This window comes from Methylobacterium mesophilicum SR1.6/6, from assembly GCF_000364445.2.
Lineage (GTDB): Bacteria > Pseudomonadota > Alphaproteobacteria > Rhizobiales > Beijerinckiaceae > Methylobacterium > Methylobacterium mesophilicum_A.
Map to the genome: position 1 here is coordinate 3,968,397 of NZ_CP043538.1, position 22,723 is coordinate 3,991,119.

Annotated in this window: 22 protein-coding genes and 1 pseudogene; 12 read left to right on the plus strand and 11 right to left on the minus strand. The window is 65.9% G+C overall.

The window, feature by feature from the left end:
- Positions 1 to 390: 390 nt before the first annotated feature.
- Both MMSR116_RS19020 and MMSR116_RS19025 read left to right on the plus strand, forming a co-directional pair.
- The gene (locus tag MMSR116_RS19020) at positions 391 to 1,749 is read left to right on the plus strand and encodes a hypothetical protein (protein WP_158169066.1); all 1,359 of its coding nucleotides are present in this window, start codon (positions 391 to 393) and stop codon (positions 1,747 to 1,749) included.
- A gap of 185 nt (positions 1,750 to 1,934) precedes the next feature.
- Positions 1,935 to 3,188 (plus strand): acyltransferase family protein, encoded by a 1,254-nt coding sequence (locus MMSR116_RS19025; protein WP_158169067.1) that lies wholly within the window; start codon positions 1,935 to 1,937, stop codon positions 3,186 to 3,188.
- 32 nt (positions 3,189 to 3,220) lie between these two features.
- Here MMSR116_RS19025 and MMSR116_RS19030 read toward each other — a convergent pair whose 3' ends face one another.
- Positions 3,221 to 3,445 (minus strand): hypothetical protein, encoded by a 225-nt coding sequence (locus MMSR116_RS19030; RefSeq protein WP_010686970.1) that lies wholly within the window; start codon positions 3,443 to 3,445, stop codon positions 3,221 to 3,223.
- A gap of 98 nt (positions 3,446 to 3,543) precedes the next feature.
- Here MMSR116_RS19030 and MMSR116_RS19035 point away from each other — a divergent pair.
- Positions 3,544 to 4,349, plus strand: a protein-coding gene (locus MMSR116_RS19035) for an IS5 family transposase (protein WP_085988008.1) whose coding sequence is annotated in 2 segments (ribosomal slippage) — positions 3,544 to 3,874 and positions 3,874 to 4,349 — 807 coding nt in all. Because the reading frame shifts where the segments join, the coding sequence is not laid out codon by codon here.
- A gap of 10 nt (positions 4,350 to 4,359) precedes the next feature.
- Here MMSR116_RS19035 and MMSR116_RS19040 read toward each other — a convergent pair.
- On the minus strand, positions 4,360 to 4,995 hold the full coding sequence (locus tag MMSR116_RS19040; RefSeq protein ID WP_010686969.1) for a response regulator transcription factor: 636 nt from the start codon (positions 4,993 to 4,995) through the stop codon (positions 4,360 to 4,362).
- A 1,251-nt stretch (positions 4,996 to 6,246) separates the two neighbouring features.
- Here MMSR116_RS19040 and MMSR116_RS19045 point away from each other — a divergent pair.
- Positions 6,247 to 6,861, plus strand: a complete 615-nt coding sequence (locus MMSR116_RS19045) for a curlin repeat-containing protein (RefSeq protein ID WP_010686968.1) — start codon at positions 6,247 to 6,249, stop codon at positions 6,859 to 6,861.
- 223 nt (positions 6,862 to 7,084) lie between these two features.
- Here the strand turns inward: MMSR116_RS19045 and MMSR116_RS19050 are convergent, their stop codons facing one another.
- Both MMSR116_RS19050 and MMSR116_RS19055 read right to left on the minus strand, forming a co-directional pair.
- On the minus strand, positions 7,085 to 7,279 hold the full coding sequence (locus MMSR116_RS19050) for a hypothetical protein (RefSeq protein WP_158169068.1): 195 nt from the start codon (positions 7,277 to 7,279) through the stop codon (positions 7,085 to 7,087).
- Between the two features lie 398 nt (positions 7,280 to 7,677).
- On the minus strand, positions 7,678 to 8,106 hold the full coding sequence (locus MMSR116_RS19055; RefSeq protein WP_010686966.1) for a hypothetical protein: 429 nt from the start codon (positions 8,104 to 8,106) through the stop codon (positions 7,678 to 7,680).
- A 1,650-nt stretch (positions 8,107 to 9,756) separates the two neighbouring features.
- On the opposite strand from MMSR116_RS19055, the gene MMSR116_RS19060 reads away from it, so the two are divergent.
- The 6 genes and pseudogenes from MMSR116_RS19060 to MMSR116_RS19085 all read left to right on the plus strand — a co-directional run bounded on the left by MMSR116_RS19060 (position 9,757) and on the right by MMSR116_RS19085 (position 15,688).
- Positions 9,757 to 11,844, plus strand: coding sequence for a beta strand repeat-containing protein (locus tag MMSR116_RS19060; RefSeq protein ID WP_010686964.1), 2,088 nt, complete (start codon positions 9,757 to 9,759; stop codon positions 11,842 to 11,844).
- 100 nt (positions 11,845 to 11,944) lie between these two features.
- Positions 11,945 to 12,268 carry a curli-like amyloid fiber formation chaperone CsgH gene (gene csgH / locus MMSR116_RS19065; RefSeq protein WP_010686963.1) on the plus strand — a complete coding sequence of 108 codons (324 nt, stop codon included), beginning with the start codon at positions 11,945 to 11,947 and terminating at the stop codon, positions 12,266 to 12,268.
- 321 nt (positions 12,269 to 12,589) lie between these two features.
- Positions 12,590 to 13,165 carry a hypothetical protein gene (locus MMSR116_RS19070; protein ID WP_010686962.1) on the plus strand — a complete coding sequence of 192 codons (576 nt, stop codon included), beginning with the start codon at positions 12,590 to 12,592 and terminating at the stop codon, positions 13,163 to 13,165.
- Positions 13,166 to 13,169: 4 nt separating this feature from the next.
- The gene (locus MMSR116_RS19075) at positions 13,170 to 13,670 is read left to right on the plus strand and encodes a curli assembly protein CsgF (protein ID WP_010686961.1); all 501 of its coding nucleotides are present in this window, start codon (positions 13,170 to 13,172) and stop codon (positions 13,668 to 13,670) included.
- Positions 13,671 to 13,803: 133 nt separating this feature from the next.
- Positions 13,804 to 14,707 (plus strand): annotated as a pseudogene (locus MMSR116_RS32570) (CsgG/HfaB family protein).
- Between the two features lie 6 nt (positions 14,708 to 14,713).
- Complete coding sequence (locus MMSR116_RS19085; protein WP_010686959.1) at positions 14,714 to 15,688, plus strand: lytic transglycosylase domain-containing protein; 975 nt, start codon at positions 14,714 to 14,716, stop codon at positions 15,686 to 15,688.
- 551 nt (positions 15,689 to 16,239) lie between these two features.
- Here MMSR116_RS19085 and MMSR116_RS19090 read toward each other — a convergent pair.
- From MMSR116_RS19090 to MMSR116_RS19120, 7 genes are read right to left on the minus strand one after another with little or no spacing between them, the layout of a single operon-like run.
- Entirely contained in the window at positions 16,240 to 17,994 is a 1,755-nt protein-coding gene (locus MMSR116_RS19090) for a complex I subunit 5 family protein (RefSeq protein WP_010686957.1), read from the minus strand.
- On the minus strand, positions 17,991 to 18,392 hold the full coding sequence (locus tag MMSR116_RS19095; protein ID WP_039894712.1) for a sodium:proton antiporter: 402 nt from the start codon (positions 18,390 to 18,392) through the stop codon (positions 17,991 to 17,993). Before MMSR116_RS19095 ends, MMSR116_RS19090 begins: the two co-directional genes overlap by 4 nt.
- A 2-nt stretch (positions 18,393 to 18,394) precedes the next feature.
- Positions 18,395 to 19,171, minus strand: a complete 777-nt coding sequence (locus MMSR116_RS19100; protein ID WP_010686955.1) for an MnhB domain-containing protein — start codon at positions 19,169 to 19,171, stop codon at positions 18,395 to 18,397.
- Entirely contained in the window at positions 19,168 to 19,419 is a 252-nt protein-coding gene (locus MMSR116_RS19105) for a Na(+)/H(+) antiporter subunit B (RefSeq protein WP_010686954.1), read from the minus strand. Before MMSR116_RS19105 ends, MMSR116_RS19100 begins: the two co-directional genes overlap by 4 nt.
- Before the next feature lie 10 nt (positions 19,420 to 19,429).
- Entirely contained in the window at positions 19,430 to 19,714 is a 285-nt protein-coding gene (locus MMSR116_RS19110) for a monovalent cation/H(+) antiporter subunit G (RefSeq protein ID WP_010686953.1), read from the minus strand.
- A complete protein-coding gene (locus MMSR116_RS19115; protein WP_010686952.1) occupies positions 19,711 to 19,962 on the minus strand; it encodes a monovalent cation/H+ antiporter complex subunit F in 252 nt (83 codons plus the stop codon). Before MMSR116_RS19115 ends, MMSR116_RS19110 begins: the two co-directional genes overlap by 4 nt.
- The gene (locus tag MMSR116_RS19120) at positions 19,959 to 20,450 is read right to left on the minus strand and encodes a hypothetical protein (RefSeq protein WP_010686951.1); all 492 of its coding nucleotides are present in this window, start codon (positions 20,448 to 20,450) and stop codon (positions 19,959 to 19,961) included. The genes MMSR116_RS19115 and MMSR116_RS19120 overlap by 4 nt, the downstream gene beginning before the upstream one ends.
- 143 nt (positions 20,451 to 20,593) lie before the next feature.
- On the opposite strand from MMSR116_RS19120, the gene MMSR116_RS19125 reads away from it, so the two are divergent.
- Both MMSR116_RS19125 and MMSR116_RS19130 read left to right on the plus strand, forming a co-directional pair.
- Entirely contained in the window at positions 20,594 to 21,163 is a 570-nt protein-coding gene (locus MMSR116_RS19125) for an NUDIX domain-containing protein (RefSeq protein WP_010686950.1), read from the plus strand.
- A 197-nt stretch (positions 21,164 to 21,360) separates the two neighbouring features.
- Positions 21,361 to 22,530: an acetyl-CoA acetyltransferase gene (locus MMSR116_RS19130; RefSeq protein WP_010686949.1), complete on the plus strand. Its 1,170-nt coding sequence runs from the start codon at positions 21,361 to 21,363 to the stop codon at positions 22,528 to 22,530.
- The last annotated feature ends 193 nt before the right edge of the window (positions 22,531 to 22,723 follow it).

The window sequence follows — 22,723 nt, forward strand, 5'->3', positions numbered from 1 at the left end:
GGCCGTGGCCGGCGCCGGGTCCTGCATCGCCTCATGGATCGCCCGATTCTCGCGCGACTGTGATCATCCGCGAGCCGCTGTCCCGGCGCTGTCCCGATCCGGCACGGACGGGGCCTCGTCCGCTTGGCCCGCCCCGTGCTGTCCGACGTGCCGGCCGCTGCCCTTCGACCAATGCGGCACGGCCGGCGCTGCGGTTTGGGGAAGGCCTTCGGTGTGTGACAGTCTCCGCTCTGCGCGCAGCCGCGCGACGCGACACAGACCGGCCTCCGGCTCGGCGCGGATCGGCTCACCTCGCCGCGCAAGCACCGGTGTCGGCTCGTCGAGCGCGGCCCGGCCGGCGGTCAGGGAGACGTCCGTCCGCGCGGGGCGGCCGGCATGGTGACGGGACACATGCATCGCGATCGCCGCTCGGTCCTGAAAGCCCTGGCCGCCACGGCCGCCGCGACGGCGACCGGCCTGTCGGCGACCCTGTCGGCCAGTCAGCCGAAGACGCCCGATCTGCGTCGCCGACACGACGCCATGCCGTGGCAGGCCGACGACTTCGTCGGCCGCATCGGCGTCAACGTGCATCTGGCCCAGAAAGGCACCGTCTACGACCGGTATTTCGAGAGCTCGATCCTTCCGGCGATCGAGGATCTCGCGATCATGCAGATCCGGCAGGGCGTCTACAGCCCGGCGCCCGGCATCACCGACGTCCTGTACGGGCGCATGCGCGACCTGACGCGGATGGGCCGCCGGTTCTCGGTGGTGTGCAACGACCCGAGCGACCAGTACGTCACGACGCCTCCGTCGGCGCTGCCGCGGATCCACGACCTCTGCGGGGGCGCGATCGACATCGTCGAGGGCGGCAACGAGCCCGCGCTCCTCGCCGACCCGGTCCGCAACCCGACCCTGTCGTGGCTGCATCAGCGCGCGCTTCACGAGACCGTCCGCCGGGACCTGCCCGGATCCCGGATCGCGGTGGCCTCGCCCAGCTACATTCAGGGCAACATCGCCCTCGCGAGGCCCCTGGCGGGGTTCACGGAGCGATCGAACCTGCACCCCTATCCGGGCATGGAGCACCCCGAAACCCGGGGGCCGGGGCGCCTCGGCGGCTTCCGCGAGGCGATGATGCCGGTTTGCGGCGCGGTCGACAGCATCATCACCGAGACGGGCTACCACACGGCGCTGGCGACCGCGTCGGCCCATCTGCCGGTCGCGGAGCCGATCCGGGCGCGCTACATGCCGCGCCTGCTGCTCTTCGCGTATCTCGCCGGCATGCGGCGGACCTATCTCTACGAGCTCCGGTCGAGCTTCGGCCGCGGCGATGCCGATCCCGAATCCGCCTTCGGGCTTCTGACCCATGACGGCGGGCAGACCGCGACCTACCGGGCCGTCAAGCGTCTCATCGCCCTGTTCTCGGGCCCGCGCGCGGCGGGACGAAGCCCGCCGGTCGCGCGGGCGGCCCCGTTCCGCATCACCACGGCGGGCGACCATCAGGACGTTCAGGGCGCCGCCTTCCGGCGCGGCGACGGCGTGGTCCTGCTGCCGCTCTGGCTCGGCGTTCCCGGCTGGGATCCGGCGACCCGGACGGCGCGAGCCCCCGTCGAGCGCCGCCTGCGGCTCGAGGACGGAGTCGGACGGAACGCGGTCGTCGCGCACCGGTTCGACGATGAGGGTGACGTCCGGGCCGAGCCGGTCGCCCTCGACGGCGGAACCGGCGAGATCCGCGTGTCCGACCGCCTCACCGTCCTGGAATTCGCCGCCTGAAGCAGCCCGCTGTCTCGGCACGCGGGCCTCTATCCAGTGATGAACGGCTGCGCGAGGTGCGGCGCAGGGTCCATGTAAACCTTAATCATCTCATTTAATTGATAGAATTAGGAGCGATTATTATTCTCGACCGGCTCGATGACATTCGCGGTCCTGAATGGCTGCGTCCGCGGACGATGAGTTGATTGCCATGCCCTTGCTCGGATCGATCCGCCGGCCGCGTCAAAGGGCTTCGTCCGGGGGGCGGGGACCGGGCGAAGAAGCCGCCCGGCGGCTCTGACAATCTGGCCGAGATCCTGGCGGCCCATGGCGGGATCGGGCCGGGATTTCACTTCCTCCGCCACGCCCTCTCCGTCGCGATCCTCGCGCACCATTGCCGCGTCGCGGTCATCGGGGGCGCCAGCCCGGCTCAGGCCGCCCTGGAGAACGGCGCCGCCGCGGGCGTGACGACGGCCCTGGGCCACGGCAAGGTCCTGGGCGGATTCCTGCAGCCGGGCCTGTTCGCCCTTGTCGGCCTGTTCTTCGCCCTGAGCGGCTTCCTGATCGCCGGCAGCGCGCTGAGGACCGGCAGGGTCGGCCCGTTCCTGGCCAACCGGTGCCTGCGCATCGTGCCGGCCCTCACCGTCGAGGTGACGCTCTCGGCGCTCGTGCTCGGCCCGTTCTTCACGACCCTGCCGCTCAACCAGTACTTCGCGGACCCGATGCTGCTGAACTATTTCGGCAACATCGTCGGCCACGTCGCCCTCGAACTGCCGGGCGTCTTCCAGAACAACCCGTGGCCCTCGATCGTCAACGCCAACCTCTGGACGCTGCCGCCCGAGTTCTGGTGCTACCTGATCATGCTCGGACTGATGCTGAGCGGCGTGCTGGCGACGCCGGCGCGCTTCACCCTGGCGGTCGCCGGGATTTCCGCGGTGGCGCTGGGCCTCGGCCTGTACGATCCGGCCCGCTTCACGGTGCGGCACGACAACACGCACTTCGCCACGTGGTACATCGTGCTGATGTTCTTCTTCGGTGCGGCGATGTTCCTGAACGCGCGGCGCGTGATCGTCAGCTTCCCGCTCTTCCTGGCCTGCGGGACGTTGTACTACGTCCTGATGCTCGGTGACGTCCTCGGGGTCGTCAGCGGCATGCTGCTCACCTACTGCATGGTGTATGTCGGCATGCAGGGCTTCGCCTGGTTCGACCGGGTGGTGAAGAAGGACCTCTCCTACGGGATCTACCTGTACGGCTTCCCGCTGACGCAGGCCACCGTCGCGGTCCTGATCCCGCACCTCGGCGGCGTCTCGAAGGGGCTCGCCTACGCGGTGATCTTCCCGCTGGTGCTGGTCCTGACCGGATCCTTCGCGTCCCTCTCCTGGGACTACATCGAGAGGCCCGCCCTCCGTCTCCGGCGCCTGCTGGTGCGCGGGCCGCGACCCCGGGCCGCGATCGCGTGACCGACGGCCCCCCGAGGGACCGAGCGCAGGGGCTAGCGGAAGAGCTTGCCGCTGCTCAGGATGGCGTTCCTGTAGCGCTCCGCGTTCAGCTGGCGGCCCGAGGGGTCGAGAACCTCGACGTCGTTGTAGCCCGCATCCAGCCATCGTCGGGCAAGGACGATCGCGCTGGCCGCGCGGGCGCGGGTCTGCTGGATGAAGCCCCGCTGCGCGTGGGCGGTGATGACGTATTGTGAGGTCTGCGGAACAGTCTCTGTCATGCCTCGAATCTGACCGGCGACGGTGCACCGGCGCAAGATCGCAGGTTAAGAGCGCCTAACAGAACGGGCACGGATCGTGTGGTCGGGCGTTGGCTGGGATGGCTCGCCCCCTTCTTCCCAACGATCTGTGGACTGAGATCGCCCCGCTTCTTCCGCCGCCCCGGCCGCGTCCGAAGGGCGGGCGGCGCCCGCTCGAGAACCGTGCGGCGCTGACCGGCATCCTGTTCGTGCTGCGCTCTGGCCTGCCCTGGGAGATGCTACCCGCCGAGATGGGCTGCGGCTGCGGGATGAGTTGCTGGCGCCGCCTGCGCGACTGGCAGGCGGCAGGCGTCTGGGCGCGGCTGCATCAGATCCTGCTGGAGCGCCTGCACGCGGCGGGCGAGATCGATTGGGGCCGCGCGAGCCTGGACAGTGCGTCTGTCCCGGCCAAAAAAGGGGCTCTGCCACGGGCCCGAACCCGACGGATCGGGGCAAGCCGGGCACGAAGCGCCACCTCGTCACCGACGCGCGCGGCACGCCGCTCGGCTTCTGCCTGAGCGGCGCCAACCGACACGACAGCGTGATGATGGCCCAGACCCTCGACGCCATCCCGCCCCTGCGCAACGGGCGGCGCGGACGCCCGCGGCATCGTCCGGACAAGTTGCACGCGGACAAGGCCTATGATGCCAAAGCACGACGCCGGGAGTGCCGGGCGCGCGGGATCGTGCCGCGGATCGCGCGCAAAGGCATCGAGAGCAGCGAGAGGCTCGGGCGTCACCGCTGGGTCGTCGAGCGGACCCATGCCTGGTTCAACCGCTTCCGCCGCCTGCCCATCCGCTACGAGCGGCGCGGCGACATCTACGAGGCCTTCACAACCCTGGCCGCGAGCCTCATCACCCTCAAGCAGATCAAACGGTTCTGTTAGGCGCTCTTAGTCAGAAGCGGTGTTCCTCCAGTCCGACAACACTGCGCACGTTTGCGTAATTTGCGAGTTCTGTCCTGTTCGCCACGCCCAACTTCTGGAAGATATTGTAAAGATGTATCTTCACTGTTCCTTCAGAGATACCAGCCTCTCGAGCGATATGCTTGTTTGTCAACCCGCGCGCAACCAGCATTGCGATCTCGCGTTCGCGAGCTGTCAGGCTTCGAGGACTGAATTCCGCGTCCCTTAACTCCAGCGAGCGACCATCGCGCTTCAAGTCAAAATTTTCAAACCATTCTACAAGCTCAACGCTGGCTGAGTCCTTATGAAATATTGCAATTGCACCACACTCTGACGCAGTTGCGAATTCCTCGCGCGATACGGAACCGGTCAGAAACATGAAGCTCGTTTTAGACCCTGCTTGGCGCGCGGCCTCTACAACCTCAAAGCCCGTATATCTCGGCATCTGGACGTCAAGACATGCGATGTCGGGCTGCAACTCGAGGATCTTCTTGAGAGCGGTTTCCCCCTCTGAGCAGGCCGCCACAACGTTCAGATTATTGACCTGACGAAGGAGCGCAACCAGCCCCGCGAGAACCACTGGATGATCATCCGCAATCACTATACGAGGGCCGGTAAGACTAGTCATGCACAACTCTTTATGATCTCTGACGTCTTTCGGAGCCCGATTTGAGCATCGTTTGCTATCTTGGACCTGATGACTGAAATTAAAGAAATCTACCGTCGCCTGTATTATCTGAATGAAGACGCACAACAAACATCAATCATCGAGACATCCATACATCATCGGAAAATCCGGAGACGTTAAACAGATAAGGGACTAGTTTAAACAATGTCGGCACGCAACCACATTCCTTAGTCAGACCCTTTGCATCAGCGTCGGTCAGGAAATCTATTTTAACCCCTATCCTTATTTCACATTTGCAAACAGGATTACTTCAATCAATCAATTCCTATACATGGATATTTTAAATTGAGAGCGTTAGGCTTTTAGACAGGACGTCAGCTGGTGTCAAGATTGATTTCAGGCCGCTAATCTGAATTGCCAGAACTTTCACGACTAAACATATCAGAGGACCCACGGCCATCCGATTTCAGCCTATAAGACCAGGGCCTTGAGCGACATGCAGCGCAATTCTCGAGCTCGTTGGACCATTCTACTTAAGCAGTAGCGGCCGAACTTGCTCCAGGGACCTGTATCAATCCGCTGTCGCTCGATTGGGCAGGCTCACCGATTGCGATCGATCCATGCCCCCGGAGCGCGCCGCCATTGTGAGCCCATTCGACCCGAACATGTCGACCGACATGGACTTGCAGGGAAAATCGCGGGTCGAACCGCAATCCGTAAACGCAGCGGAGAGCCTCGACGAAAAATGGAACGCTGCATGGAAGTCGGCGACATCGTTGCCAGTGAGGCCGCCATGACGCCGGTCGTCGGTCTGATTTTGCTGGCTCAGAACGAGCCGGGGCTGTCCGGCGCTGTCGTTTTAGGATCTTGATAGGCACCGTGACGGTCAACGAATTCGTCCAAATGCTGGTTGCCACGCTGACTAGTTGACCAAGCATTCACTGCAATGACGCCTTTGTCTAAGCTGCAATCAACCGGATATATTGGCTATTAATTTTGACAAACACCTATATCCGCTGCATAGTTTCCACAAGACATTATTCTACCTGCGAATATTGCAACTACAGCCGAATCTTCGTTCTTAAAGGTACCTAGCAAACGGTGTTATTAATCAGCAACAGCTTCGAAGGGCAGAAAGGCTTGTGGCACCAGGGTGAGAGAAGCCTCTCGCCTCAAAGTCGTTTTTACGGCGCCTTAACGTTAGTGGTCCCATCAGGATGAAAATCCTCACTGAGTAGCGTGTTGTAGACGATGGGCATCCAGTTTCTGCCTGCACAACCTGTAGCAATGCGCGCGAGTTCGATCGCTTTGGCGTTCATCCTGGTCGCCTCACAGACTGCGAACAGTTCTGCAGCAGATCAAAGGACTAAGAGTGCACAGATTGACCTCCGTCAGGAACAGGCTTCGAGTCCCGAGTTGGATCCCGATCTCACGAGCAATCCGCGTAGCGCGATACAGGATCGCGCCATCAGCGGCGGGCATCACCGGTTTTGGTTCAGATCGGGGGCGAACACGAGCTCGTTTGACTTTCAATCGGGACCTGCCGCTCCGCTCGACATCGAGCGGAGCGGTTCTGAGGCACCAGGCCGATCAGAGCGGTCGGCTTCAGGCAACCCGGCGGCAACCCTTCAAGTCGATTTGGCTTTGCTTCTCGTGACGCAGAGAGACGTTCAGAACGAGATCAATGTATCCCAGAGCGGCAGCAACAATCTCGGCGTCCTAGTTCAGTCCGGGTCACACAATTCGATTGTGGGCTACCAGAACGATGCTAACAACTCCGTGACACTGGTCCAATCCGGGGTCAATCAGATCATCGGCTATGCGCAGACTGGCAGCGGATCTCTCCTGACCATTCGCCAGCACTGAGCCTCGAGGCTCCGACAAAGTGACGGTGCTTGCTCGAAGTTCCTATCGCATCGCCGATCTCTCGGACTCGCACACGGAGCCCAAGGCGCTGCCATCCGCCCTCGATGTTCCTTTCTGTCGCGCCCGCTCTGACCTGAGCAACGGATGAGTGTGTCGCGGTAGCGACATAACGGAAGGTGGAGCAACAACCGTGAGGCAAGCGTGAACATCAGAACGCGGCGTTTCACAGGTCACGTCGACAGCCGAGCGTCGATGTCGGATGTGTTTCGCTGCTGCCGAAGTCCGAGACAGCCGCGGCGCGCGACCTTCCGACGCCGAGGCAAGCCTTCGTGCCATTCACCAGCAGCGCAGCCACGGCGCCCTTTAGCCCCGCTGAGCGGACTTCGAACAGCAGCGCACGGCGCGGAAGGGCGATCATGCCCGATTTTGTACTGCTCAACTCAGAGAGAGCGTCCGAGGAACATCAATCGAGATCGATCACGTTCTTATTCTTCGGCTGAACCCCGATCGGGCGGCTCGCCTTCCCTGTGAGAAAGTTCGGCTCCACGCGACTCGGCGTTGCTGGCTCGGCGACCGGGCGCGTGGCCTCGACCGCACGTTTGGATTGGTCGAGACCAGTCGCAGAATTCAGCGGCGGCGGCGTGACGACACGGCCCTCAGCTTGGTCAAGGCACCGGCGCAACGCTCCCGGATCAGGGAGGAGGGTGCAATCGTTCACACTCATCGGTGTGACCTGGGCCCCCGCGGTGGACGCGAGTGAGAGAAGCAGCAGCGCGCCCGCCCCGCGGGCGAGGCCGGTGCGGTCGCGTCGTGCGGTCATTGTTGCTGTGCCTGCTTGCGGCTGGGCTTGACCTGCCGGATCTCGATCTCATTGGGTTCGGAGGGCAGGACCCGCTTTGGGGCGGGCTGCTGCGCGGCCCGCGCCTGTTGCTGGGCCTGCGGCACAGGCTGGGCCTGAGTGCGCGCCTGTCCCTCAGGCGCCTCCGGCCTGTCGAGCCGACCGAGCCGCACCCGCACGTAGCTGACCGACCGCTTCGCGGCGTCGAACCCGCACTCGTAGGTCACGCGCACCCACTCCTTCTGCGGAGAGAGGAATCGGATCGAGTCACCACGATAGCGGACCACCGCGTCGGCGCCTTCCGGCGCCTCGGCTTGTTGGAAGATCTTCGCGAACGGACGCGATACCCACTCGTAGTCGGTTGGTGCCTCCGCCTCGATTTTGGGCGCGCAGAGCTGTCCAGCCACCTCGTTGTTGGCTCGGACGCAGTTGGCGTCACAGCCCGATGTGCCGGACGTCGGCGGGTTTGCCGTGGGCGCGGATGACGCTTGTGAAGCTGCGGGCGCCGCCGCCGATGGCCCCCCAGCGGCGGCCGGCTGCGCTCCGGCGGTCGCAACACCCGCATACCAGACGGCCACGGCAACGAGCACCGCTTGCCCCTGCGATGAGCCCCGCTGCCTCATCGTGTCCTCCCATGTCCGTGCCCGCAAGAACGACTTGGATCCTGCGATATTCTGGATTGGTTGATACCGGGTTAGGTTACGACTGTAGCCCCGGCATCCGGCGACAAAGTGGACCGCCCAGACCGAACTGGTATCGGCCAGCTAGCACAGCCTTCATTTCTGCGCTGGAACCACCCTCGATCCATCATATCGCCTGAACAAATGTTGCGGGGTGTCAAAAATGGCACGGCGACGATCGTTGAAATTGCCGCATCGAATGCTGGTTCGCCGGTGGAGCCGGAGCCTTGATGGTCGCGAACGAAGTGAGGAGGGCTGCGTAGCCAGCTTTCTCCGAAGCCACGGGTACAAGCAGCCCGCCGCTCCTGGGTCGAGGCGATGGGATGCCACGAGGCCTGTCTCCTGGCGTGCGTCGCTTTCGATCTGTGACCGCCGTGCTCGCCGTCCGTGAACAACCTCGCGGAGCGGGCTTTCCGGCATGGGGACGATCATCGCGTATGCGATGCCGCCACGAAGGTCCGATCGCCTGAAATCGGCGCCATTCAAGGCGGCGGTCAGCACTCTCGAAGAGATCTGACGGTACGGCGTTCGCGGTCGAGGTCGTCCATCCGACGCCGGCCGACCCGGCTAGCTTCTCCGGCACAGGCCACGACCCACGCGTAAGCTATAATCTTGTGTTTGCGGACGCAGGCAGGGCACCGGGGCAGATTATACGGCCCGTGGTCGATAGGCCCTGAAGCTTGATGACACCGTCACCACCAAGCCTGCGATGGATGCGACATCCCATTGTCTGAAACTGTACATCCCGGGAGAGCCTGCCAAGATTTTTGACTGTCGTAATTCGGCGTCTTCCGCCAAAAGAAACATCCGAGCTGCGGGAGCCGCTATCCGAGAAAACTCCGGCGATTGAGAGAGGTCTCCTCCGGAGCGGAGTGCCAGTCGTCGATGAAGATCGATGTTTTTCAGAATAACATCATAGTCTGAGATCGGTTTCTGAACTATCACGGATTATTTGTAGATTAAAGGTTTGATCTCAATTGCTTTAGTTCCTCATTTTTCTGCGCCGAATTAACCAGTCCGCTGGTTTATGCCAGATATCAATTTTTCGTTACCAATTCTACTGGACAGACCGAAGCTGGGCAGTTAACAGGGTGTTAAGGCGCGCCGAGGGCAGCGATCTGCCTCGACCCGCCATGCCGGCTCCAAGTGATAGCCAGGACCTCAATAGACACCCGCTGCAATGCAGCCGGGTGACATTGCCGTTTCAGTATTAACTCTAGTATTGATCTACGTAGTACTCGCCATCTTGAGAGGCGTTATTGCAATCGTTGTCGTTAATTACCAGCGAAAACTACCTACTCGCTGATAAGGCGCCTGGACACACTGAAAATTCCGGTTACTGAATGGTCAAGGTCCAGCCGAGACGGATGTCCCGGGATGAGACTGAGCGCCCAAGACAGCGGCGCCGCCCGCCAGAAAGTGGTTCAGGAAAAGGGGTATCAGATGAATAAGCACCTGATCGGGCTGTCGATGGGCGTCGCCGCCATCGCATTCACGGCTTCCGCCTACGCGGCGGGCGGCAACAAGACCTATACGGATCAGTCCGGCAACACGAACCGGATCACGGTCAACCAGAATGACAACGGCTCCGGGACGGAGACGGTGACTGCTGGCACCGGTGGCGGCAATTCGGTCGGCTCGCTCTTCCGGCCCTTCACGCAGGGCGGCAGCGGCGACAACGTCCTGAAGGTCAATCAGACTGGCACAGGAAACTCGCTCGGCAACCAGAAGCAGGGTCAGCAGATCGGCTCGGGAAACACCGCCGATGTCACCCAGCAGGGCGTTAAGGGTCGCGTCGAGTTGCAGCAGAACGGCGGCAACAACGGCCAGACCGGATCGAGCGGCACGCTGGTGGGCCAGTTCGGTGCCTCAAACGGCACCAACCTCATCAAGCAGGACGAGAAGACCTCGAGCAGCTTCATCGATCTGACGCAGACCGGCAGCGACAACGTCTTCAACCTGCAGCAGTCCGGCTCAACCAATAGCCAGACGGTCACGCAGAAAGGCAACAGAAACCGGGTCGTGACCGGCCAGGACTCCGATTCGTCCAGGAGCGCAATCACCGTCACTCAGACGAATAATAGCGGCGGTATCGCGAATTCTGTGCTGGTCACGCAGAAGAGCGCCACGGACACCACAGCGTCGGCGACGCAGTCGGGATATGGTAACACCGCGTATGTCGATCAGAGCAGCACGAGCAACAAGACTGCCTCTACCGTCAATCAGCTGGGCAACAGCAACGAAGCGAAGAGCCTGCAGCGGAACGGTGTCGACAATTCGCAGATTACCCTCAATCAGAACACTGACGGCAACAAAGCTCAGGTTCGGCAGGAAGCCGGCGTGACGGACAGCACCATCACCGTGACGCAGAAGGGCGGCAACGGCAATATCGTCACCGATGCCTCGCAGCAGCAGGGCGTCCTCAAGAACACCATGACCGTGACGCAGGACGGCACCGAGAATACTGCGCTCAGCCGGCAGTGGAACGGAACGCGCAACAGCAAGATGACCGTGTCGCAGACGGGTGACCACAACAAGTCAGACACCTACCAGAATGCTGAGACCGACAACGGCACGATCGCGGTCACGCAGACCAAAAACTTCCAGGATGCGACGGCCACTCAGAACGGCGCCAAGGACAGCTCGATCAAGATCACTCAGTCCGGCGGTGGGAACCTTGCCCTCGGCGATCAGACCTATGTGAAGAACAGCAAGATCGATCTGACTCAGTCAGCCACCAACAACGGCTTCAACTACCTGTACGCTGCTCAGCTCTACCAGGACGGCAGCTCGATCACGGCGTCTCAGACGGAAACTGGAAACATCGCCTACTACCAGCAGGGTTACGCGTTCGGTTCTGGCAATCTGGCCCTTGGCGGCAAGAACAATAAGGTGTCGGCCGTCCAGAGCGGCAAGAACAACGAAGCCTTCACTTGGCAGACGAGCGGAGACAACAATCGGATCGGCATTTCGCAGGCTGGAACCGGCGGCAAGATCGGCGTGTACCAGCACGGCGGAAACGGCAATGGCGCTGACCTCTTCCAGGCGAGCAGCAGCACGGGCGCCGTCGCTCGGCTCGAGCAGAAGGGCAGCGGCAACTATGCCTTCTCGCGGCAGAGCGATGTTACCAACAAGCTGACCGGCCCCGGTGCCGCTCCCGGCACCTTTGACACGGCCACTGAGGCTGCCCTGCAGTCCGGCATTGGCAACCTGCTGTACAACTATCAGTCTGGTACCAACAACCAGGCTACCGTGTCTCAGATCGGCAACTTCAACGGCATCACCAATACGCAGTCTGGCACCGGCAACACGGCTGAGCTTGCCCAAAACGGCAACTTCAACGCTATTATCGGCTTCCAGAGCGGCACGGGTAACCAGGCTTCCGTCAACCAGACCAACAACGGCAACGTCGCCGTCTATGCTCAGGCTGGCACCAGCAACGTGTTGACCGTCCGTCAGCGCTAAGACTTGCTGCGGCGTCCTGTAACGCCAGCGTTCCATCACCAAAGAGGGCCGCGCCGACCAGCGCGGCCCTCACCTGTCACCGCAGATACGAGGTTTCAGCATGCCGGTCACGGCACCGACCGATCCTCCCGCCCTGCGCTGCGAGCTGACCCAGCAGGTCAACGGCGGAATGGTCTCGATCTCGGGCCGGGTCTTCAGCGTCGCCCCGGGGCCCGGCACCTACCAATTGCGCATCGAGAAGTCCGGGCCCTCCGGCACCTCGGTCATCAACCAGGGCGGCGCCTTCACCGCCCAGCCGTCCGAGCCCAGTGTCGTCGGAAACACGACCTTCAGCGTCGAGGCCGGCGCCAACTACAGGGCGCGCCTGCGCGTCACGTCCGGCGCCGCCACCGCGGAATGCCAGGACGGCCAGGACCGGCTCTGACCCGGCAAATCCGCACCACAGCAGCGGCGCAGGATCTGATCGCGCCGCCAGGCAACCGGCCGGGCCGCCAATTCTGATGTCGGGAACCGGTCGAAACGTCCCGATAAGGCTAAAAGATCGCCAACATCTGGTCTTGTTTCCAGCATTAAGCTTGTCGTTCGGGGAAAATCCTTAACACAGCGATACCCTGCAACGGTCGCGCCATCGCCGTGTGACCCTCCTACCACAGACTCGCTCTATAAAGGCTCCGGCACCTGCTGAGACTATTCAGTCTTCGACAATACTGGTTTATGGCTTAGTCCGAGGCTTGGGAGGGAGATCATGCGCCGCCTGTATCAACGTCGGGCCACGGGACGGGCGCTGACGCTCCTTGTCCTTGCCTTCGCGGCCGGCTCCGCCGCCGCGCAGGAGCGCGTGTCGATCGAGCAGGTGCAGGTCCGGGCGCAACGTTCCACGGGCGGCAACCCCGGCACTGGGATCCAGGAGAGCGACTACATCCTCGGCGCGCAGTCCGGTATCTCGCTGCTCAGCCCCAGCGGTTATCCCGCCGCCTCGTCGTCGGCGGCCACCAATCAAGCCCGGGCGCTCCAGCTCGGCTCCGGCAACGTGTCGACGATCGACCAGCTGGGCTCGGCCAACATCGCGATCCAGAACGTCATCGGTGCACAGAACGCCGTGACGCAGACGCAGATGGGCGACGGCAACCGGTCGGCGGTTTCCGTCGTGGGGAATTCCAACACCATCGGCACTCAGCAGGACGGCAGCCGCGCCTCGGCCGCGGTCACGGTGGTGGGCAGCAACAACGCCATCACCACGCAGCAATCGGCCGCCGACACGGGCGCCATCAGCATCACGCGGATCGGCAACGGCCCGCCCCTGACGGTTTCACGGAGGTAATGACGTGGGTCACTCTCGTGTGCTCCGGCCGGCGGTGCTCGCAGCCTTTCTCCTCGCGGGAGCGCAGGCGCAGGCCGGCAGCCTCGTCTACCAGCCGGTCAACCCGTCCTTTGGCGGAAGCCCGCTGAACGGGTCGTGGCTCCAGGCCGAGGCGGCGGCGCAGAACGACGCGCAACGCCGCGCCCAGCGCCTCCAGCAGATCCAGTCCGCGATCAGCTCTTCGACCACGCAGAGCCCGGGCCAGATCTTCGCGCAGCAGCTGCAATCCCAGATCTATTCGTCCCTGGCGAACCAGATCACCCAGGCGATCTTCGGCGAGAACGCGCAGCAGAGCGGCAGCTACAGCTTCGGCGGCTCTCAGGTCTCGTTTCAGCGCGTTGGCGCCAACATCCAGCTCCAGATCTTCGACGGACAATCGACTACCACCGTCGTGGTGCCGGCGACCGCGGCCGTCTCAAGCGGCGCCACCTCTGCCCCGATTACCCCGCTCTCGGGCGCCCCCTGAAGCATCACGCTCCCGGGGGTGACCGAACACCCATCCCGAAGTTGAGGCCGGCGCCCCCGTCCGCCGCCAATCTGGCGGCCTGCAAGGGCAGCGCGCGCGAGCGCGGCGGCGCGGAACGAAGACGGACATCTCCGTGCGTAATTTCCTGAAGAGCCTGGTCGGCGCCGCGGTACTCTGCGGAGGTCTCGCGGCCTGCGCGCCGTGGGATCGCGAATTGCTGGCCCAGGCTCCCGTGGTGACGCCGCCGTCGCCGACCGACCTCAACCTCGAGACGCTGCCGCCGCCTGTCCGCAAGATCGATGTCGCGATCTACAACTTTCCTGACCTGACCGGTCAGAACAAACCGAACGACAACATCGCCGAGTACTCGCGCGCGGTCACGCAGGGCGGCAGCGCCTTCGTGGTCGACGCCCTGCGGCGCGCCGGCCGCGGCCAGTGGTTCTCCGTCGTCGAGCGCACCGGCCTCGCCAACCTCCTGCAGGAGCGGCAGCTCATCCGGGCGACCCGCCAGGAATTCGACGGCACGGATGCCAAGCCGCTGCCGCCGATCCGCTTCGCCGGCCTGATCGTCGAGGGCGGCATCATCGGCTACGACGCCAACACGGTCACGGGCGGCGCGGGCGCCAACCTCCTCGGCGTCGGCGGAGACACCAAGTACCGGCGCGACGAGGTGACGGTGGCCATGCGCATCATCTCGGTGCAGACCGGCGAGGTGCTGAACAGCGTGACGGTGACTAAGACGATCTACTCGGTCGCCCTCAACGCCAACGCCTACCGGTACGTCGCCGTCGCCCAAGCTGCTGCAGGTCGAGGCCGGCGTGACACGCAACGAGCCGACCCAGATGGCCGTCCGGGAGGCGATCGACCTCGCGGTCTACGCGACGATCATCGAGGGCACCCGCAAGAAGCTGTGGCGCTTCCGCGACCCGGTGCTCGGAACGCGCTTGGTCGACGAGTATCTGGCGCGCGACAAGCCGACGCCGCTCGAAGTCCCGGGACCGGAACTGCCGCCAGGACCGCTCGTGGTAAAATCCTGAACCACCATGCAGGCATTCGTCGGCCATCCGCGTCCGTTCGACCGCCGAATTCCGCGAGCGCCGTTGGCCGCCTGCCTGGTGGCGGCCGCGGTCCTGACGTTCATCGTCGCGCCGCGGGCTTCGAACAAGGCAGATGTCGAGCCGGTGGCGGAGTCGATCATCCTCGCGCCGATCGCGCAACTGGATCCGGTCCTGATGGACATCCCGGCGATGACCGACCTGCTGGTGGTCGGTCGAGGGGACCTCCAGCCCATGGAGCAGGCCTCCCGCCTGTTCCCCCAGGTCCTGGCCCCGCAGTTCCTGTTCCCCCAGGCTGAGGCCGGCATGCGTGCCCTGATCGCGAGTGCGGCCACGGCCAACGACCTGCCGTCCGATTTCTTCCTGCGGCTGCTGCGGCAGGAGAGCGGTCTTAATCCATTGGCCGTGAGCCCGGTCGGCGCGCAGGGCATCGCCCAGTTCATGCCCGGCACGGCGGCGGAGCGCGGTCTGCGCGATCCGTTCGATCCCGTGGAGGCGATCCCGAAATCCGCGGAACTCCTGCGCGAGCACCGGGCGCGTTTCGGCAATCTCGGCTTGGCGGCAGCCGCTTACAACGCCGGGCCGCAACGCGTGCGCGGGTGGCTCGACGGCCGCTCCGGCATGCCGGCGGAAACGCGCGACTACGTGGTCCGCATCACGGGCCGCACCCTCGAGGATTGGGCCACGGAGAGCGGCCGGAGCCCACCGAAGCCCGCGCTCGCTTTCATGGCATCCGCCGATCTCGGTTTCGCGACGACCTGGCCGACGAACCCGGCCGTGCACCCGACGAGCCTTCCCGCGACATCCCAGGGCATGCGCAGCGCTCCGTCGCCGGCGTCACGCTCCACCAAGCGGCCACTCCAGCGTCCCTCGGCGCGGTCCCAGCAGCCGCGCTCCGAGCAGGCTCTCTGCGCGCTCCTGAACGGTGAGGGACGGACCTGTCTCGTGCAGGCGACCTACTGAGGCGGCGCGACTTGCTCGATGCGAACCCCCTGGCCGGGTTCGGCGGGTCGGCGGCTCTGACGCAGCTTGCGCCGCTTGCCGCGCCCTGAGGCCTCGCGCGGCGGGATCGGTCCAGCGGCATCCAGCAGAGTTCGATCAATCGTGGGCGCCTGCTGCAAGCCGGCTGGCCGCGGCCCGGGAGCGAGGCGCTGCCCCTCGTACAGCTCGATGCAGTCCCGGAGCGCCGTCGGATCGCGGATGAAGGTACAGTCGTTCACGTTCGGCACCGGCGCGCCCTGGGCGACAGCACCGGAAGCGCTCAGGGCGGCAGCAACTCCGAAGATGGCCGCCCTGCATTTCCATCCGGACACGGCAGACCTCTCAGCGTGAGGAACGCGCCGCGCCAGCCCGCGGCCACATGCATTGTCACCGGCAGAACATTGGCACGATCGATCCGTTCCGGTTCGCCGTCAAACCTCACCGGCGGATCGGATGCTCAGGACGGTCCTAGCCTGTACACTCAAGCCGTGGTGGTCCCGCAGAGTGGCGGGGCAGGGGAAGATCCGCGCCGGTCACGCCATGGCCAGTACGGCCGCGATCACCGCCACTCCGACAGCGAGCCACGTCGCGTAGTCGCCGATCAGGCCGCTGTGCAGGATCTCCAGCGCCCGCGTCGGCGCCGACTGCGTGGCGCTGACCGGCCGGACCACGAAGGCCGGCAGCCGCTGACGGAACAGCCCGTAGCCGGCGCCCGCCAGTGCAGTGGTCACGGAGGCCCACGGCAGCCAGCCCGGCCCCTCGGCGAGCGACCCGCCCGGGGACCGGTGCATGAAGGCCGCGGCCGCCCGCGGCAGGGCGTGCTCGATCAGGCTCGCCGGCAGCCCGGCATCGAGGGCGAGCAGCGCGCAGCAGGGCGCGAGCATCAGCCAGAGGGGCCGGTTGGCCTTCTCGCGCTCGTCCTCGCTCGGCGCCCCGGCCTCGTCGCCGGGATCGGGCCCGAGCCCCAGGAAGATGCGGCCCGCTGCCCGCAGGACCGCGGCCCCGGTCAGCGCCGCACCGATCGCGGTGGCGGCCAGTGCGATGCCGTGGCCCTGCTGCGACAGAGCCCCCTGCACGAGGCGCGTGCCCTGGTCGAGAACGCCGATCGGCAGGCCGCAGAGCAGCAGCCCGGCCAGTGCCATGGCGATCCCGGCCGGCATGATGCCGCGGCCGAGGCCGCGCAGCGCGATCTCGTCGACGCTCGCCTGGGTGGCCAGGAGGATGCCGGCGATCATGAACAGCGCGCCCTTCACCAGCCCGTGTCCGACCACGTAGACCAGAACGCCTCCGGTGCCGTCCGCCGACAGGGCGCCGAGGCCGGTGAGCATGATCCCGGCATGCGAGATCGTCGAGAAGGCAAGCATCCGCTTCAGGTGGCGCTGCAGCAGCGCCATCCAGCCGCCGAGCAGGGCTGTGAGGGTGCCCAGGGCCGTGAGCAGGAGGGGCAGCGCGTGCTGGACCTGACCGGAGCCCGCGAACACGACGGCGCTCACCTTCGCGAGGCCGAACAGGCCGAGCGACACCATCGAGCCGGAGAAGATCACCGAGACCGGGCTCGGGGCCACCGCGTGGGCATCGGCGAGCCAGAACTGGAACGGAACGATCGCGCCCTTGATCATCAGGGCGGCGGCCACGAGGCAGAAGGCCCCGGCCACAACCGGGTCGCGACCGCCCCGCGCCACCGCCGCTGCGATGCCCTCGAAGTCCAGCGTGCCGGTCTGCCCGTAGATCAGCCCGATGCCGCCGAGCATCAGGAATCCCGCGAGGCTGTTGACCACGGTGAAGTTGATGGCGCCCGCGAGCGCAGATTCCGCCAAGTGGTAGGCGGTGAGCGCGAAGGCGGCGACGCTCATCACCTCGAACCACACGAACAGGTTGAACATGTCGCGGGTGAAGCAGAACCCGACCATGGCGGCCAGGAACAGCAGCATCAGGATGTGGAAGTGGCCATGCGTGCGGCCGAAGAAGCCCCAGGCGAACACGAAGGTCAGGGCGTAGAGCAGGCCGATGAAGGTCGCGACCCAGGCGCTCGCCTCGTCCACCGAGAAGCCGATGCCGAGGTGGACGCTGTCCCGCGGCTCCCAGCCGCCGAACCAGTAGACGATCGGCCCGTCGGCGGCGTGCACGGCGATGATGGCCGACAGGATCGCGACACTCAGTGCGGCGAGCGCCGCGAGGATGTCGGGCACGCGGCCCGGCAGACGGTGCGCGACCGCGAGCGTCACGGCGCAGACGACGAGCGGAATCGCGACCGGCAGGGGCAGGAGGGCGGCGGGGAAGGCGGTCACGGAGTCGTTCGCTCCCCACCCTTCGCGGCGCTCGATCCCTGGCCGCGGCCGGATGTTCCGCCGGCGCGCATCGGCCGAAGCTTCTCCGGGTCGAGGCTGCCGCCGCGCTTGTAGGCCTGGATCGTCAGGACGAGGAGGAGGGCGGTCAGGGTCGCGCCGACTACGATGTCGGTCAGCACCAGCGCCTGCATCACCGGATCGACAGCAGGCGTGCCCGGCGGGTGATCGTAGAAGATCGGCGCGATGCTGCCCCAGCGGTAGCCGAGGCCCAGGAGGAGCACGTAGGTCGCCGACTGGCAGACGCCGAGGCAGCCCACGAGGTGGATGAAGTTGCGGCTCGTGGCGATGCCGTAGAGGCCGATCCCGAAGAGCCACGCGGCGACCGCGTAGGGCAGCATGCTCACGCGGATTCCTCCCCGGGTTCGTCGGGCGCGTCCGCCTCGCGGGTCTCCTCCATGAATTCGAGGAAGAGCTGCGTGAACCCGCCCGTCACCGCCAGGGCGACGCCGAGGTTCTCCACGAGCATCAGGCCTCCGGAGAACAGGTCGCGGAAGGTGCCCAGCGGCAGGACGTTCTGCATGAAGGCGGCGCCGGTGAGCATCGGCGCCAGCCCGCACAGGGCGAAGAGCAGGGCGCCACCGCCCTCCAGGGCGTCGAGCCAGTGACTGCGGACGGCGTCGCGCCAGCCGGCATAGCCCTCGCCGAGGTAGATCAGCAGGGTGCCGGAGGCGAGGATTACGCCACCCTGGAAGCCGCCGCCCGGTGTGACGGTGGCGTGCAGCACCACGTAGAGACCGAACAGGGCCGTGAGCGGCCCCGCGATCCGGCAGGCGAGCACCACGGCCTCGGAGCGCGGGATGACGGCGCGGCCGGGCCGACGCAGGGCGCGTTCGGTGCTGCCCTCGCCCCGCCGACCCCGCAGCAGCACCACCGTTCCGGTGATGGCGGCGAGCAGCATGAACTCCTCACCCAGGGTGTCGAGGCCGCGCAGGTCGAAATTGATCGCACTCACCATGTTGGCGACGTGCCGAGCCTGCGGGGTGATCGCGTTGATGCGCTCGCCGTACTGGGCGATGGTCGATCCGAAGGGCGGCAACCCGGCGATCACCGCGGCGGCGCAGGGCAGGAGGACCAGCCCCGACAGAGCGAGCAGCGCGATGCGGATCCGGGGGCTCAAGACTCCTCCTCGGGGGACTGCGTCCGCACCGCCATGAGCGCGACGAGGAAGAGGAGCGGCACCGCCGCGGAGCCGACCGCCAGCTCCGACAGGGCGACGTCGGGCGCCTGAAGGGCGTCGAACAGGATCGTCAGGACGAGCCCGTTCACCGCGATCGCGAAGACCTGTCGGGTGGGGTCGCGTACCAGCACAACCGCGGTGCCGGAGATCGCGGTGAACAGGAACAGCAGCGGCAGGATCACGATCATCGGGGTGTCCTCATGCCGAGCGGCCCTCGCGCATCAGCACGGCCCGGCCGGACACGTGCGACAGCACCGCCGCCCAGGCGAGGAAGACGACCATCATGACCAGGATCTTGAGCGAACGCCCGGAGATGCCGTCGGCCAGGAAGGCCGCGAGGGTGACGAGGATCGAGGACGCGACATTCAGGAAGGCGAGGGCGTGAAACCGGTCCAGGGCCCGGGGCAAGCGCCATAGGGCCAGGGCGGCGAGCCAAGTCACCGCCACCGCGAGCGCCAGGAGGATGCCGATGACGACGCTCATATCCAGCGCTCCAGGAAGACTGCGAGCAGCATCGTGCCCGGCAGGTTGAGCAGGACCAGGGTGAGGGCGAGATCGGTGATCGAAGCCTGATCGGTGGCGAAGGCGAGCAGCGTCAGGATCAGCACCGTGACGCTTCCGGCGAGCTGATAGGCGGCGAAGCGCTGGCCGGGCCGGCCCCGCCACGCCAGCGCCGCCGCGACGGCGAGGGGCGGCAGCAGCGCCAGGATGGCGGCCGTCCAGATATTCATCGCCCGTCGTCCTTCAGGACGTGCGTCGTCACGGTGCCGTGCGCGCGGTCGAGGGTCAGGACGTAGCTCTCGGGGGCGAGCGAGGCGGCGAGCAGCCCGACGGCCCGCGCGGCCGGAGCCGTGTCGCCGGAGGGTGTGGCCCAGGTCACTTCGGCCGCGCTCTGCGCGCGTATCGTCCCAACCGCTTCGCGTCCGAGCACGGCCTTCACCAGGCTCATGCCGATCCGGAGCGTCTGCCGGGGCATGTCGCGGATGGCCGGGCCGAGGGGCCGGAGGGTTTGCCGGCCGAAATGGAAGCGGGTGCCCCCGCGCCGTCCGACGGCCCACCACCACGCGGTCCCGAGGGTGGCACAGCCGATCGCGGCGAAGCCCTCGTTCAGGCTCACCGAGCCCGCGAACACGATGTAGGCGAGGGCGAGCGCCGCCCAGATCGCCGCGGCATCGCGCGTCGAACGGTCCCTGATGCCGCTGATCGGTCGTGCTTGCATTGATCCTGACCGGAATGCGCGCCGCGGAAGCGTGGCCATGCGCCTGATTGGACGCAAACGGCGGCGCGCGCGCCGGCGTTCCCGGAACTCGACGACACGGTTGCGTGTAGGGCTTCGGGAACCCGCTCCATCGGAGACGCGCGATGCCGGCCGAGATCCTCGAGATCCGTTTCGTCCACGAGGGCTGGAGCCGGTTCGGCGTCGCGCGGGTGCGCTTGGCCGACGGCGCCGTCGTCGAGCGCGAGATCGAGGATCACGGCAATTCGGTGGGCATCCTGCCCTACGATCCCGAGCGCAAGGTGGCGACGCTGGTGCGTGAGTTGCGAGTCCCGCCGCTCTTCGCTGCCGGCGAACAGGCTCAGCTCGAAGCACCCGCAGGGATCATCGACGACGGCGGTCCCGAGGCGAATGCCCGCCGGGAGGCGTTGGAAGAAGTCGGCCTGCGCCTGCGCGCGCTCGAATTCGTCGGCGCCGCCTATTCCTGCGCGAGCCTCACCACCGAGAAGATCCACCTCTACCTCGCACCCTACGGTGCGGCGGACCGCGCCGAGGCCGGCGGCGGAGCCGAGGGCGAGCACGAGAACATCCGGGTCGTCGAGATGCCGCTCGCCGAGCTCGCCGGCATGGCCGACCGCGCCGCCATCAGCGACCTGAAGACACTCACCCTCGTCCTGGCGCTGCGCGCCCGCCATCCAGATCTTTTCGCGCCGTGAGGATCCGCTCGCGGAGCCTCGCCCAGATCCTGCTGACTGCCCTAACGCTCGTGGCCGTCGCGTGGGTCGCCTTCCACCTGCGCTGAAGGGCGGCGACGCCTCGTCATGCCGGGCCGAAACCGCGCGGAAGGGTGGACGCGTCTTGATCGACGGCCGCGCCGGGCCCATCGTCGGGCCAGCAATCGGGAGACCACCGGATGACGCGCGCCTGCATCGTGGGCTGGGCCCACACGCCCTTCGGCAAGCTCGAGGAGCCGGATGTCGAGGGACTGATCGCCCGGGTCTCCGGAGAGGCGCTGGCCCATGCCGGCGTCGAGGAGTCCCAGGTCGACGGCATCTACGTCGGCTCGATGAATACCGGCTTCTCCAAGCAGGGCTTCGAGGGCTCGCTGGTGGCGGTGAACCGTCCGGGCCTCGCCCACGCGCCGGCGACCCATCTGGAGAACGCCTGCGCCACCGGCTCGGCCGCGCTCTACGCGGCCCTCGATTTCGTCGATAGCGGACGCGGCGGCGTCGCGCTGGTGATCGGCGCCGAGAAGATGACAGCCAAGACCGTGGCCGAGACCGGCGACATCCTGCTGGGCGCCTCCTACCGGAAGGAGGAGGCCGACATCGAGGGCGGGTTCGCGGGCGTGTTCGGGCGGATCGCGGCGGGCTACTTCCAGCGCTACGGCGACCGCAGCGAGGAGCTGGCCCGCATCGCCGCCAAGAACCACCGCAACGGCGTCGGCAACCCCTACGCGCAGCTGCGCAAGGATCTCGGCTTCGATTTCTGCAACCGGATCTCGGAGAAGAATCCCTACGTGGCGGCGCCCCTGCGGCGCACCGACTGCTCGCTGATCTCGGACGGTGCCGCGGCTCTGGTGGTGGCGGATGCGGAGATCGCCGAGGGTCTGGAACGGGCGATCGGTTTCCGCGCCCGGTCGCATGTCAACGACATCCTGCCCCTGTCTCGTCGCGACCCGGCGGAGTTCAAGGGTGCGCGGATGGCCTGGGACAAGGCGCGGGCGCAGGCCGGGATCGGCAACGACGACCTCTCGTTCGTGGAGACGCACGACTGCTTCACCATCGCGGAGTTGATCGAGTACGAGGCGATGGGATTGGCCGCGCCGGGCGAGGGGTACCGCGTGGTCCGTGAGGGTCTTGCCGAGAAGGGCGGCCGGCTGCCGATCAACCCGTCCGGCGGACTCAAGGCCAAAGGCCATCCGGTGGGCGCCACCGGCGTGTCGATGCACGTCATGGCCTGCCTGCAGCTCATGGGCGAGGCCGGCGAGATGCAGGTGCCGGGCGCGGAGCTCGCCGGGATCTTCAACATGGGCGGGGCGGCGGTAACGAATTACGTTTCGATCTTGGAGCGGCGGCGCTGAGCGGAGGCTCAGCTCTCTCGAAGGATCGGGATTGACGAAGTCCCTCCCGCATGCGGCAGCGGATGGGACCTGGAATGCGAGGTCTGATCGTCGCCGTCTTTGCGAGCGCAGCGAAGAAATCCAGTCAGCGCAACGACGATCAGCCGCGCGCTTCCCTGGATCGCTTCGCTGCGCGCGCGATGACGGATGAGGG